Origin of the sequence: Coleofasciculus sp. G1-WW12-02 (genome assembly GCF_040219735.1) — a bacterium.
GTDB lineage: Bacteria > Cyanobacteriota > Cyanobacteriia > Cyanobacteriales > Coleofasciculaceae > Coleofasciculus.
On record NZ_JAVJRX010000116.1, the window covers coordinates 1 to 13,725 of the forward strand.

Annotated in this window: 9 protein-coding genes and 1 pseudogene; 5 read left to right on the top strand and 5 right to left on the bottom strand. The window is 45.1% G+C overall.

The features are described 5' to 3' along the window. Positions 1–216: 216 nt before the first annotated feature. Positions 217–1,005 (bottom strand): RNA methyltransferase, encoded by a 789-nt coding sequence (locus tag RID09_RS18865; protein ID WP_446337464.1) that lies wholly within the window; start codon positions 1,003–1,005, stop codon positions 217–219. A gap of 418 nt (positions 1,006–1,423) precedes the next feature. Between RID09_RS18865 and RID09_RS18870 the strand changes: the two genes are divergently transcribed. Then, positions 1,424–4,486 carry a putative Ig domain-containing protein gene (locus RID09_RS18870; protein WP_446337465.1) on the top strand — a complete coding sequence of 1,021 codons (3,063 nt, stop codon included), beginning with the start codon at positions 1,424–1,426 and terminating at the stop codon, positions 4,484–4,486. Positions 4,487–4,500: 14 nt separating this feature from the next. Here the strand turns inward: RID09_RS18870 and RID09_RS18875 are convergent, their stop codons facing one another. The 3 genes from RID09_RS18875 to RID09_RS18885 are packed head-to-tail and all read right to left on the bottom strand — an operon-like array spanning position 4,501 to position 7,745. After that, entirely contained in the window at positions 4,501–5,535 is a 1,035-nt protein-coding gene (locus RID09_RS18875) for an alpha-L-glutamate ligase-like protein (RefSeq protein WP_446337466.1), read from the bottom strand. A gap of 6 nt (positions 5,536–5,541) precedes the next feature. Further along, complete coding sequence (locus RID09_RS18880) at positions 5,542–7,170, bottom strand: UUP1 family membrane protein (RefSeq protein WP_446337467.1); 1,629 nt, start codon at positions 7,168–7,170, stop codon at positions 5,542–5,544. After that, positions 7,167–7,745, bottom strand: coding sequence for an ATP-dependent zinc protease family protein (locus RID09_RS18885; RefSeq protein ID WP_446337468.1), 579 nt, complete (start codon positions 7,743–7,745; stop codon positions 7,167–7,169). The genes RID09_RS18880 and RID09_RS18885 overlap by 4 nt, the downstream gene beginning before the upstream one ends. A 189-nt stretch (positions 7,746–7,934) precedes the next feature. Here RID09_RS18885 and RID09_RS18890 point away from each other — a divergent pair, with 189 nt between their 5' ends. From RID09_RS18890 to RID09_RS18905, 4 genes and pseudogenes are all read left to right on the top strand, one after another. Further along, positions 7,935–8,087, top strand: coding sequence for a DUF2256 domain-containing protein (locus RID09_RS18890; RefSeq protein WP_446337469.1), 153 nt, complete (start codon positions 7,935–7,937; stop codon positions 8,085–8,087). 34 nt (positions 8,088–8,121) lie between these two features. Next, positions 8,122–9,054, top strand: coding sequence for an isoaspartyl peptidase/L-asparaginase (locus RID09_RS18895; protein ID WP_446337470.1), 933 nt, complete (start codon positions 8,122–8,124; stop codon positions 9,052–9,054). A 462-nt stretch (positions 9,055–9,516) separates the two neighbouring features. Then, positions 9,517–10,497, top strand: a pseudogene (locus tag RID09_RS18900) (Rpn family recombination-promoting nuclease/putative transposase). A 354-nt stretch (positions 10,498–10,851) separates the two neighbouring features. Then, positions 10,852–11,202: a Mo-dependent nitrogenase C-terminal domain-containing protein gene (locus RID09_RS18905; RefSeq protein WP_446337471.1), complete on the top strand. Its 351-nt coding sequence runs from the start codon at positions 10,852–10,854 to the stop codon at positions 11,200–11,202. Between the two features lie 47 nt (positions 11,203–11,249). On the opposite strand, the gene RID09_RS18910 is transcribed toward RID09_RS18905, so the two are convergent. Further along, on the bottom strand, positions 11,250–13,313 hold the full coding sequence (locus tag RID09_RS18910; RefSeq protein ID WP_446337472.1) for a prolyl oligopeptidase family serine peptidase: 2,064 nt from the start codon (positions 13,311–13,313) through the stop codon (positions 11,250–11,252). Positions 13,314–13,725 lie beyond the last annotated feature (412 nt).

Sequence of the window (13,725 nt, forward strand, 5' to 3'; positions counted from 1 at the left end):
CTAGAGCAGTAGACTGGCTATCGCATCTACTGGTAGGTCTTTAACTCTTGCCGATAACGTAGTGCGCGTGACACTTAGGCTGGTAAGCATAACCTCAGCTAATTAGCTGAAGCTCCGTGTCTTTAGACCGGGGTTGCTTACCAATACATTCCTGATGGTGTGAACATGGCTATTTTCACAATTTATCGACTAAAAGTCTATATCCTAAGACAGTAGCTAGGATTCTGACTCATCCTGTTGTGACCTCGGCATAAATTGTACCGCCCATTCTGTCTGACGGAGAATACCTCTAAGCATGGCGACGTCTTCTGGGGTGAGCATGGCTCGGTAATACAGGCGTCTGAACTTTTCCATGCGGGATGTCGAGGTGTGGGGGTGTAGGTAGCCAATCTCTAATAATACGGCTTCTAAGTGTTGGAAGTAAGCCTCTATTTCATCTAAGGAAGCGGTGGTATGTACAGACGTACCATGGTGCGTCTGGGGAGCCTGTAGAGACGTACCATGGCTCATCTGAGAAGATGGGGAGGCGAGTTGAGCCAGCTCATAACAGCAAATTGCCACAGCCTGAGCTAAGTTTAACGAGGGATACTCTGGATTGGCTGGGATACAGACAAATCGCTGGGCATAGTTGAGTTCATCATTGCTTAACCCCCGATCTTCGGGTCCAAAAATCAAGGCAGAGGTGATATCATCCTCCAATAACCAGGGTAATGCCAAGCGGGGAGGCTCCAGAGTCGTCGGCAAATGACGAGTACGGGCAGTGGTTGCGATCGCGCGTTGACATCCCTGTAACGCTTCAGGCAACGTTGCCACCTGTTGAGCTGATTCTAAAACATCGACACCATGAACCGCCATCTGCCGCGCTTGTGATGCCTTCGGATTACAATGGGGATTGACAAGCCATAACTGGTGCAATCCCATATTTTTCATCACACGGGCAACTGATCCTATGTTTAAAGCACCTGCGGGTTCAACCAAGATAATTCGCACATTCGCTAATGTCATGCCTTGTCTGCGGACAGATAGTCTGCTAATTTACTGCCTTTGTTCCTATTCTCGGATAAATCGCGGCTTTTTCCCCACACAATCGCCTAAACCCTCTTCTCCAGCCTTTCTCTTCCCTGTCTTCAGGTTTATTCTACTTTAGCTTGATAAAGCCTTCATCATAGAAACACAAAAACTTTATGAAGATTTAGTAAAGTATCGTCACTTCAACCTGTCATTTTTTGATTCTTGTCCTATTGATAGATATAGAGGGTGTAAGTCCGATGCGTTAAACTAGAAACAGGAGCGGAACTTGTTTATCTCATTTTGTTGGAGAAGAATAATTCATCACCTATCGCTACACGACTCTCTCCTACCTTAAACCTGCTGAAAACGACAAAAAGACCGTAATTCGCAAAAATTTTTCGGAGATTGAATTATGCCACAACAGCTCATTGTTACCAATACAAAAAACAATGGCTCAGGTTCCTTAAGAGATGCGATTTTCCTAGCGCAATCAGGAGATACGATTAAATTCAGTTCCAGCCTTGCCGGAAAGACCATTACCCTCAGAACAGGTCAACTGGAAATTCGCCCAGGGAAAAATATAACAATTGATGGGGCTGACGCTCCAGGGCTGAAGATTAGCGGGAACAAACAATCCCGCCTATTTTTTGTTAACTCAAATCAAGATTTCAACGCCAGCCTGACCTTAAAAAACCTTGACCTGATCAACGGATATACTAAGGAACGCGGCGGCGCGATCGAGATCACTCACCAAGGCGCCTTAACGGTCGATAATGTTCAATTTAAGAACAACGTCGCTGATAACGGTGGCGGCGCAATCTACAGCGCCTGGGAAACCGAATTAACGATTAATGGCAGTACCTTTGATAAAAATAAAGCCGTTGCTGGAAATGATGAACGCGGCGCCGGTGCTATTGCCTTTGTCAGTCCCGGAAAATTTACCGTTACCAATAGTGAATTTACCAACAACCAAGGCATTAACGGTGGGGCAATTAATAGTCTCCAAGGCAAGTTAACCATCGAAAACTCGAAGTTCATCAACAACAATACCACGGCAGCATTTTATGACAAGGGAAACAAAAATCCGTCCTTAAGAGGTTACGGCGGTGCAGTTTACACAGACCGCGCCAGTAGTCCAAGTAATTCAACCTCTGGCACAATTCGGATTATCAATAGTGTCTTTGACGGGAATAAAGGTCGGGCTGAAGGCGGTGCAGCTTATCTCTACACGGGTACGCAAGACAATGTAAGTATTCAAGGTAGCCTCTTTAAAAATAACGAAGTTTTAGCACTCCCTAATGGAGGAAATAAAGGGAACGGAGGTGCCGTTGTTCAACTCAGCAATGGACTCAACAAAGGATTAGTCGTCCGCGATACAACCTTTGCCAATAATAAAGCAGCCAATCAGGGCGGCGCTTTATGGACTTATGACGCTCCAACTAAAATTATTAACAGCACCTTTTCGGGTAATCAAACCACTGGAGATACAGCAGGGAGTGTCGGTGGTGGAATGACACTCTACAGTCCCACCGAAATTACCAACTCAACCATCGCTTACAATAACGCTAGCTGGGTTGGTGGCGGTGTATCGGCTGGTAAGAATGCTAAGGTCAGCGTCAAGAATACCATCTTTTACGAGAATACAGCAGATAATGGCACAAATGATTGGGGAATTCAACAACACACGAATAAGGAATTAATTGACAAGGGTGGGAATGTTCAGTATCCGCCGAAAGCCACAAAGAACTGGAATGATTACAATGCAACTGCCGGGATTAAAATTATCGATGCCCAACTGAATCCGTTGCAGGATAACGGTGGTCTAGTTCCGACGCATACTGTGGGGAATCCCCTGGTTAAAGTGGGGGCTTTATTGGTAAATTCCGGCTTAACTGGTGGCGGTAATGTGATTAATAATGTTCCCCTGTTAGTCACCGCTATTGCTGACCAAACGGCTGAAGTAGACGAATCCTTCACTTTAGATATCACCAATAAGTTTAGTGACGCTGATGGCAAGGATTTAACTTACTCTGCCACGTTAAAAGATGGAGGCGAACTTCCTTCGTGGTTAAGTTTTGACCCAGATCAAGGTACATTCAGAGGTACACCGAATAGTGGGGATGAAACCCTGAATATTTTGGTCACAGCATCGGATGGTCAAGGTGAGACAAAAAGCGATGGGTTTAAACTCGATATCGCCGCCGCACCTGTGGTTAACAATGACCCCACGTTACTCTCTCCCATTGCTGACCAAACGGTTGAGGTAGACGAATCCTTCCGTTTAGATATCACCAATAAGTTTAGTGACGCTGATGGCGATAAATTAACCTACAGCGCCACGTTAAAAGATGGAGGCGCACTTCCTTCGTGGTTAAGTTTTGACCCAGATCAAGGTACATTCACAGGTACACCGAATAGTGGGGATGAAACCCTGAATATCTTGGTCACAGCCGATGATGGTCAAGGTGGGACAAAAAGCGATGGGTTTAAACTCGATATCGCCGCCGCACCTGTGGTTAACAATGACCCCACGTTACTCTCTCCCATTGCTGACCAAACAGCTCAAACCAAACAATTTTACAGTTTAGACATCAGTGACTATTTCACTGACCCCGATGGTGACTCCCTTACCTACTCGGCTATCGGTTTACCCAAAGGATTAAACCTGAATCCGGAAACGGGTTTAATTAGTGGCAATCCCCGCAACAAAGCCGTCGGCACGAATTCGATTACTCTCACCGCTAATGATGGTAATGGAGGAGAAATCAGTGATGTCTTTGACTTAACGGTAAATCGTGGGACAAGGAATAACGGCAATGCCAAGCCTCAACTCAGTCCCCAAAATGATCGGTTGGACAGCAATCAGTTTACTCCCAATGGGCAAAACCCGATGGCAGAGGGTAACGATAGTCTTACCCTAACAGGTGAACCAACGAATGAGTCTCCTGTCTTAGGAACTCAATTACAAGGGGAACAAGAACTCATTGATTTACGAGGACAAACCAGTCCGGTAGAGGCGAATTTTATCGAGATTAAGAGTGAGGCTCGCTTTGATAATTCTGTCGGCTTGTATGTGATTGAAAATGAAGATGGGGCGGTTAAAGACCCAATGACAGGTCAACTAATTCACCCAAGAAACGAGGGTTATGCCCAAGCTGCCATTGACCAACGGGTGGTTAGCGATGTGAATCGAGGTATGGTGACGTTTAACACCCAGTTACAGGGAGGAAGTCTTCTCGCTCCTTATATTATTGCCAATGGCACGACGGAGGAATGGCTAACCGAGAATTCAACGAATCAGTACCTGGGTTATGGAGAACCCATTGCCTACTTTGCCTACTTGGGTGCGAATCCTGATAAAGTTGATCACATTCGCCTACTGGGTGATAACACCTTTGGCTTTGAGGATTTGCATGGAGGTGGTGACAATGATTTTGATGATTTAACCTTCCAGGTTGATTTAACTGTTGCCTAACTTCTGGGTTCAGATTATCTGATTTTCTCCCCAAGCAACTGCCTGTTTCCGTTCCGCTTGGGGAGATCATTTATAGAATTTTTCAGTTGACTGGATAAAAATAGTCTTGCCTTTCCTGAGGCTAATGTTTCTTGAGCAAAAGCAATTTTTTCTGGGATACCTGAGAGTTTGGGTAAAGCGCAATCAATCACGTTGAGTCGCGGTATCAGTCCCTCTCGATTAGCAATTTGGATTGACAATCCGGGACGGGCGTTGATTTCCAGTAAAAGCGGTCCTTTTTCGCGATCGAGAACAATATCTACTCCTAGATAGCCAAACTCAGTTTTATCCCCTAATTTAGCCGCCATTTCCAATATGCTTTGCCAATGGGGAATTGTGCGATCGCACAATGCATATCCGGTTTCAGGATGATTGTCAATATAGCGGTTGTTCTGAATACCTGCTAATGTTTTACCTGTCGCCAGATCAATACCAACCCCAACGCCACCTCGGTGTAAATTTGCCTTACCGTCAGACAGCCGGGTGGGTAGGCGTAACATTGCCATTGTCGGAACCCCTTGATAAACAATGACGCGAATATCAGGAACCCCTTGATAGGCAATTTCATCAAAAACGGTATCGAACTGCACCGCATATTCAATAATGGCGACATCCCCTTGACCTCCCAGCGAAAACATGCCGCCCAGGATATTATACAGGTGATAGTGCAGGTCATCGGGTTTCAAAATTGAACCACTCGCTTTATGATAGCCTTCATCGTTCACCGCTGTAATTACTAAGATGCCATCCCCACCGCTACCCCTAGCGGGTTTTATCACAAAAGATTGGCGAGCGCCGACGATGTTGGATAGGTGTTTTACCTCATTTTGGAACGTAATCACCCCATAAGTTTCAGGAACGGCTACGCCAAGGCTGTGAGCCATTTTCTTTGTTTCTAGTTTCGAGTCCGCCAGACGATAAAGACGACGAGGATTATTGGGAAACAAATAGTCTAGATTCCGGGAATTAATCCCCAATATTCCCTGGTTTTTGCCGAAAAAGGGAAACATTTAAAGTTATGCCTTATTTTGATTCAACTGTTTCTGGAGTGACATGAAGCGAAAATACTCGATCAGCTTATAGCCGTTGTAACGTCCCACCAAAATCGTGATGCCAAGAACCACGAGTAACAGTTCCGGGAAGACAAATGTCCAATGCTGCACATAGTCATTAACCATAAATAAATAACCGAGAATCGCGGCAAAAATTGTACCCAGTCCGGCAACTATAGTTTCGGTTGCGCCATTTTCTTCCCACATGACTGATGCCCGCTCGATTGTCATCGCCAGAATAACAATGGGGAACAACGAAACGGATAAACCCAAACTAATGTCGAAACTTTCCATCACAACAGCTAGCCCACCTACGATCAAGACCGTTGCTGTTAAAATGGCAGCGAGTCGCGGTACAATTAAAAGTTGTAATTGGTTGAGATAGCCCCGTAACAAAAGTCCGATAATCACCACCAAAACGAATAGGGGAATCCCCACAATTAGTCCCGTCTGACGAAAAGCCAGAGAAATTAGAATCGGTGTAAATGTGCCAAATGTTTGCAACCCGATCATTTGGTGCAAAATGGAGATAATCAAAGCACCAATAGGAATAAGAACCAGTATCTGAAAGACCCGTTGAGTCGCCAGAGGTAGCCGGAGAAATGAGTATTCTAAAAAGGGATTCTTGGGCTTTTCGTCATCCAAAATTGATTGCGTTAGTCCTTGATTCGTATCCGGCTGAACAACGACCTCTAAATCGACCTGGTTCGCACCTTGAGCTTGTAAAATGCGATCGGTTCCATACCACCAGGTTAGATAATTGTTTTGCGCTTTAAAACTCTGATCTAACGGATCAAAAACCAGCCATTTATCGCCGTCTCGCACCTCTAACCACTCCACAAAATCAGTCGAGTAAACCTCTTCACCTCTCAAGAAAATGCCATTACCAACTCGTACCGGAACTTCGGCTCGATCTAACAAAAATGCCGCCACCTGTACTGTAGAGTCTGGCTTTCTGACATTGCGACTTATCGCTTTAATCCGGATATCCTCTGGATTTAGAGCCAGTTGATAGATGGTTTGCACGAACGATAAGCGATCGCGTGACTTAGCGTTAGCCTCCTGAATCAAATTGATAATCTCAGTAACGGGCAGATTTTCCTGTAGGTTATCCTTAGCTCTCTCGGTGTTTTCGCCAAACCTAATCATCTGCTTATCAACGAGCCGCCGTCCGGAAATTGGTACGTCTTTCTCAATCGGATCTAGTCCAGCTTTTCGTTTAATATTAGCTCGATAAAATATAAAGTCACTAACATCATTACTATCCTGCTTCGTGAAGACAGCTAGACGATTGGCTGACTTTTTATCCGTTTCGATTTCGCGAGTAAATCCTTCATTAACAAAATCATCTTCAACAATGTTATAGCGTTGGGAATCTTGGGGAAGATGAAATTTAACGGTAGTCGGTAACTCTTCCTCCATGAGGGGAGAGGGTTGCGAAACGAAGGATATTTTTGCCTCAATATACCAACTTTTAAACGCCTGATTAGGTAAGAGTGGCACATCTGAAGCGATCAGCTTGTGAATAAAAATACTTAAACCAATCGCCGCCAAAAATAATGTCAGGAGCAAAGCTTTAAACGTGCGATTCACTGTTTTGCCTCCTCTGTGGGACAGGATGGCTCTTGAGTAAATGTCGCCGATGAATCAACGGCTAACTTTCCGGCGGAAAGCATATTGCGTCCGATTAAAACTGAATAGTTGAAATCGTCTCGCTCAGCCAGGTTTACTTCTTCCTCAATCCACTGACCCGCAACACAGATTTTCATTCGGACTACTGGACGACGGATATAATCTTTGGTGCGGCTTTCGATGCGAACCCATCTCACAATTGGAAGCTCAAAGGTTTTTGTGACTCGGTCTTCATCGGTAAAGCGGAATTTAATCATCCCACCTGATTCTGTTTCTTGATCAGGTTGTTCTATTATTTCGGCGTTAATTGAAGAGGTTGTTGCACCTGTATCGAGCTTGAATTTTATCTCTTCTGATACACCAGTAATCTTTCCCTTCTCGACCCAGCCCACTATTTGAGGTTCTTGTCCCTGCACGTCAGTTGCTTGTATCTTTTGGATGCTGCATCCGGCTCCAGAGAATACACAGATGAAGATCACTGCTAAAATTTTCTTGGTTGTGGCTGGTGTCAACCAATAAAAGTCACTCTTCAACATTGAGTCCTCAAAAGACGGTCGATTATAGTCGCTAATTAAATATACTTTGTATCATTGATAACAAAATCCTTCCAAAGATTGATGTCGGGCTAGGCAAGATGTGATGTGTTTTGAGAAAAATGCCAGCCTGACAACTTCAAAATGTACACAGTACAATGATTTCAACCTTATAAGGCTCTTTAACCTAAGATGGCACGAGTTCGTTCTAAGTCAGATCTACCGACTAAAATCTGCCCCGTCTGCGAACGTCCTTTTACTTGGCGCAAAAAATGGGCAAAATGCTGGGATAATGTGAAGTTCTGCTCGGAACGCTGTCGCCGACGCAAATCCCAAGCCAGTTAGCTGTCTTAAGCCATAAAGGAGGTTCGTGAATTCGATGCAACCCAAATTAATTATCCATGGTGGTGCAGGAAGCGCCCTGAAAACCAAAGACGCCACCCAAGCGGTGCGCGATTCTCTTTATAAAATACTCGATGAGATATATGCTCTGTTATTAGCCGGTGCAAATGCCCGTGAAGCAGTGATTCGAGGCTGTCAACTCCTAGAAGATGAACCTCGCTATAATGCCGGAACGGGTTCGGTATTGCAATCTGATGGACAGATTCGCATGAGTGCGTCGCTGATGGATGGTAAATATCAGCGCTTTAGCGGTGTGATTAATGTATCGCGGATCAAAAATCCCATCAAGTTGGCGAAGATTTTGCAAGATTGTCCCGATCGCGTCCTCTCGGATTATGGATCGGCGGAACTGGTGCGGGAAGTGAATGCACCCATTTACAACCCGTTAACCGAGAAACGATTACAGGAGTGGCTACAGGAGAGACAGGACAACTTTGAACGGGCGATGGCGGATGTGGTTAGCGAACCTGAACTTCTTTCCTCGGAAGCCGGACGGGGTACGATTGGGGTAGTCGCGTTAGATAGTCAGGGATGCTTGGCGGCGGGTACATCGACCGGAGGTAAAGGGTTTGAACGGATTGGTCGGGTCAGTGATTCGGCAATGCCTGCGGGGAATTACGCCAACCTGAAAGCCGGTGTAAGCTGTACCGGGATTGGTGAAGATATCATTGATGAATGCTTCGCCGCACGGGTTGTGGTGCGCGTCACCGACGGTTTATCCTTAGCCGATGCCATGGCACGTTCCATAAAAGAAGCAAAGGAGAATCGGCGGGATTTAGGTGCGATCGCGATTGATGCTACAGGTGCGATCGCCTGGGGCAAAACCAGCCAAATTCTCCTCGCTGCTTACCATACCGGTCACCAAAAGGGAGACACACTCGAAATAATTGAGGAGGTGCAAACGGTATAGCAGAGGTTATCCTTCATCAATAGGCTCGCATCAACCAATCTCGCAGGTTGCCTGGATGGGGACAGTATTTCTGGGCAAGACATGCTGTTCCATCTCAGCTTCCAGCTAATTTTGGATAAATCAGCCTAGTCGAGTTAACCACAACTGACGTAATACAGTGAAAACAGACGTATTACGCTCTTGTCTGTAGTTTCGCTGATCAACTCCCTTGAGTCAAGTTTTGTTTGCAAATCTTTATAAGGGTCGCGATCGGTAAATTTTCGCAGAGGGTTCTCCCACGATTTTCCCTTGCATTTCTCGCCCAAGAAATGAATGATACATCAAGTTGGCGTGAGGAATTGGAAGGGGTGCGGGGTGGATCGAGATCAACGGTAATTCGTCGCTATATTGAATGACTGGATAATCCGGATAAAGTCAGTTTTCAAGCGGCGTTGGAATTTAAAGTATTGAGAAATTATGACACTGAGATTTATTAGCCCAAAAACTGACTTTGCCTTCAAGAAAATATTTGGATCAAACGACAGCAAAGATATTCTGATTAGCTTTTTAAATGCCTTGATTTACGAGAGCAATCCAGTGATTCAGGATTTAGAAATCATTGATCCCTATAATCCCAGGGATGTCGTTGATCTCAAAGATAGCTATCTAGATGTCAAAGCTTTGCTGGATAATGGCTCAACAGTGTTAATTGAAATGCAGGTACTAAATGTGGCGTTTTTTGAGAAGCGCGTCATTTATAACCTGACCAAAACTTATGCGAATCAATTAAAATATGGGGAAGGATATTCTCACCTTAAACCAGCCATTGCCTTAACCCTTACCGATTTCCCAATGTTTGACCAGACTCAACGATTCCTGACGCGCTTTTGCTTAAAGGAAAAACAGGAGTTGTTTGATTATCCTGATCCGGAAATCGAGTTAATCTTTGTGGAATTACCCAAATTTACTAAAACCCTTGAGGAATTAGACAGTTTAACTGATAAATGGATTTACTTTATTAAAGAGGCTCCCAGCTTGGAAGTCATTCCACCCACCTTTAAGCAACTTCCGGAACTGGATAAAGCCATGAATATCGCGAATCAAGCGAATTTAAGTGTAGAGGAATTGGAAAAATTGCGTAAGCAAGAAATGTTTCTCGAAGACCAACGAGGTTTTATTATCAAGGCAAAGCAGGATGGATTATCAGAAGGATTAGAGCAAGGAATAGAGCAAGGATAAGTGCAAGGATTAGAGCGAGGATTAGAACGAGGGCGTCGAGAGGGAGAAATCCGAGCGATATTACGTTTACTGGAGCGACAGTTTGGGTCAATGTCTCCAGAAATCATTAACCAGATTCAAAATTTATCTTTTGAACAATTGGAACATCTAGGAGATGATGTTTTAGACTTCAATAGTGTAGAAGAATTATCAAACTGGTTAGAAGACAATGGGATGAACAGGTGATTGGGTTAGGGCTTGCTGCATAACGGCAAAACCCTTATCTATCAAGGCTTTGAGTAGCATGGACATTGGATCATATTCAAGGAAATAGGGTAAAACCCTTTCATACCCTTGCACCGCTATCAGGGAAAATGTATCATTGCCTCCCCAGCTCCCCCAGCTCCCCCTGCCTCCCCTGCCTCCCCAGCTCCCCCAGCTCCCCCAGCTCCCCCAGCTTCCCCTGCTTCCCCAGCTCCCAACAGAAGGATGCCTAAAAGCAAAGCTAATCAATGATAATAGTTTTTTATATTTGCACCGCAGCGAAATTGGTTTACATTATGAATAGAGACAAACAAACCACACGGAGCAAATCAAACCATGTTTACCACCTACCAAAACGGACTGATCAATTGCACCCCTGTTGAAACCAAGACAAACCCCACCAACTCTCCCACCTCACCCCAACAACCCATCAAGCCACTGCAAACCATCAAGCAATGGTTAGAGAACATCGAAATTCACAACCCCGCCAAAGCTAGATTTTTCTGCAAAATGATTCCCGCCCAGTGCCCGTTTGAACGCGATATCTGCCTGTTTGGGCGTCGGGTTGCTCACATTCCTCCCTTGTGCAAACTCAATCCTTTCTATGACGAATTCGTTAGCCTTCGCTTTCGCGCCCTTTGCTACTTGGCTGACCAATGTGGGGAAGATATCAGTGCTTATTGTTAGTCATTTGTCATACTCGCTACGCGAGAAGCAAGCTACGTCATGGGAGACTATACATCCATTACGCGCAGCAAAAATGCCCACTTATCGGCAATCTCTTCAATAATCTTAGCCGTCGGTTTTCCCGCACCATGACCCGCCTTAGTTTCAATGCGAATTAAGACCGGATTATCCCCAGAATGTGCTGTTTGTAACGCCGCCGCAAACTTGAAACTATGGGCTGGAACCACGCGGTCATCATGATCCGCCGTCGTAATTAATGTTGCTGGATAAGCCGTTCCTGGCTTGAGATTATGTAACGGAGAATAGGCATAAAGCGCCTTAAACTCCTCCTGATTTTCCGGTGAACCATAATCAGAACACCACGCCCAACCAATCGTAAACTTATGGAAGCGCAGCATATCCATGACACCAACTGAAGGAAGGGCAGCACGGAATAAATCTGGGCGCTGAGTCATGCAAGCCCCGACTAATAAACCACCATTACTTCCCCCACCAATTGCCAGTTTTTGCGGACGAGTATATTTATTCTCAATTAACCACTCCGCTGCGGCAATAAAATCATCAAACACATTTTGCTTATTCAGCTTTGTTCCAGCTTGATGCCAATCTTCGCCATACTCTCCACCGCCTCGGAGATTCGGAATCGCATACACGCCTCCCATCTCCATCCACACCAGATTACTAATCGAAAAGCTGGGAGTTAGGGAGACATTAAAACCACCGTAACCATAGAGATAGGTGGGATTATTGCCATCCAACGTCAACCCCTTTTTGTGGGTAATAAACATCGGCACTTGTGTTCCATCTTTACTTGGGTAAAACACTTGCCGCGTTTCGTATTGAGTCGGATCAAAGTCTACGGTCGGTTGGCGAAATAGGGAACTTTCCCCCGTTACCATATCGTAGCGGTAAATCGTTGCTGGGGTAGTGAAACTGGTAAACACATAGAAGGTTTCCGTATCATAACGTTTCCCGCCAAATCCCCCGGCTGAACCAATTCCCGGTAATTCCACCTCCCGAACCAAGGCGCCATTGAGGTCAAAAATCTTAATGGCAGAACGGGCATCTTTGAGGTAATCGGCGACAAATTGGTTATTCAGAACACCGACATCTTCTAAAGTTTCTTCGGCTTGGGGAATCAGTTCTTGCCAGTTCTCCCGTGCTGGGTTATGAATATCAATGGTAATCACCCGACCTCGTGGTGCGTCTAAGTCAGTTTGGAACCAGAAGATTGACCCGTCATTGTCAATCAGACTAAAATTCGCTTCAAATTCTGAAATCAATTCGACGATGGGAGAATCGGGGGTTTGTAAGTCTTTGTAGAAAACCAGATTCTTCGGATCAGTTCCTTGACTGACATAAATAATCAGATAATGACCATCTTCCGTTACTGAACCATTAAACATCCATTCTTTCTGGTCAGGGCGATGATAAATTAGCAGATCATCAGATTGGGCTGTGCCGAGTTTGTGATAATAGAGTTTGTGATAATAATTAGCATCTTCTAATTTTGTGGCATCATTGGGTTCGTCATAACGGCTATAGAAAAACCCTTGATTATCCGTTGTCCAGGATGCACCGGAAAACTTTACCCATTGGAGATGATCCGATAAATCTTCTCCCGTTTCCACATCCCGCACTTTCCATTCTTGCCAATCGGAACCGGAGGTGGATAAACCATACGCCATACGGTTCCCATCATCACTCATAGCGGCACCCGATAGGGCGATAGTCCCGTCTTCGGAGAGGGTATTGGGGTCAATCAGGACTCTGGGTTCTCCATCGAGAGAGGTTAAGGTGTAGAGAACGCTTTGGTTCTGAAGTCCATCATTTTTGAAATAGAAGTAGCGGTTCCCTTCTTTATAGGGAATGCCATATTTTTCGTAATTCCAGACTTTGGTGATTCGCTGCTTCAGGGATTCCCGTTGGGGGATGTCTTCGAGATAGCCGAAGGTGACTTTATTTTGCGCTTCTACCCAGGCTTTGGTTTCGTCAGAGTCGGGATCTTCTAACCAGCGATAGGGGTCAGCGACTTTCGTGCCATGATAGTCGTCTACTTGGTCAGCTTGGCGGGTGGTGGGGTAGGTCAGAGGTTGGTGAGAAGATGGCATAGTCTGGAATGTGAGGCAGCGTTTTCTAGTGTAGCGCTCTTTGGGGAAGGGTTAGGAAGCGTGTGGGGGATAGGGTGCGATCGCGTAAAGATTACCATAAGCTGTCATGCATTTAAATTGGGTATTAGTAGCGAGCAAGATGCTCGCATTACAAGGATTTCACCATTGTTAACATTAAGGTTTAAATGCCGAACAGTTTACCAGAACACAAGTAACGTCGTAACGTAGGGTGGGTTAGGCGGGATTTCAACGGAAGCGATAACCATTTAATGAACAATCCAACCTAACCCACCGATGTTAACTGGGAGGTGTATTATTTAATCAACGTTCTATCGGTATCCAATCCCCGATGGAATGAATAGCACAGAATTTAGTAAGAGCGATCGCGAATTATATAAAGGTCAGGATGCCG

Excerpts from the sequence above, each read along its gene's own strand:
- RID09_RS18870 (WP_446337465.1), top strand. The coding sequence starts at position 1,424 with ATGCCACAACAGCTCATTGTTACCAATACAAAAAACAATGGCTCAGGT.
- RID09_RS18885 (WP_446337468.1), bottom strand. The coding sequence starts at position 7,745 with ATGTTGAAGAGTGACTTTTATTGGTTGACACCAGCCACAACCAAGAAA.
- RID09_RS18905 (WP_446337471.1), top strand. The coding sequence starts at position 10,852 with ATGTTTACCACCTACCAAAACGGACTGATCAATTGCACCCCTGTTGAA.
- RID09_RS18890 (WP_446337469.1), top strand. The coding sequence starts at position 7,935 with ATGGCACGAGTTCGTTCTAAGTCAGATCTACCGACTAAAATCTGCCCC.
- RID09_RS18875 (WP_446337466.1), bottom strand. The coding sequence starts at position 5,535 with ATGTTTCCCTTTTTCGGCAAAAACCAGGGAATATTGGGGATTAATTCC.
- RID09_RS18910 (WP_446337472.1), bottom strand. The coding sequence starts at position 13,313 with ATGCCATCTTCTCACCAACCTCTGACCTACCCCACCACCCGCCAAGCT.
- RID09_RS18895 (WP_446337470.1), top strand. The coding sequence starts at position 8,122 with ATGCAACCCAAATTAATTATCCATGGTGGTGCAGGAAGCGCCCTGAAA.
- RID09_RS18865 (WP_446337464.1), bottom strand. The coding sequence starts at position 1,005 with ATGACATTAGCGAATGTGCGAATTATCTTGGTTGAACCCGCAGGTGCT.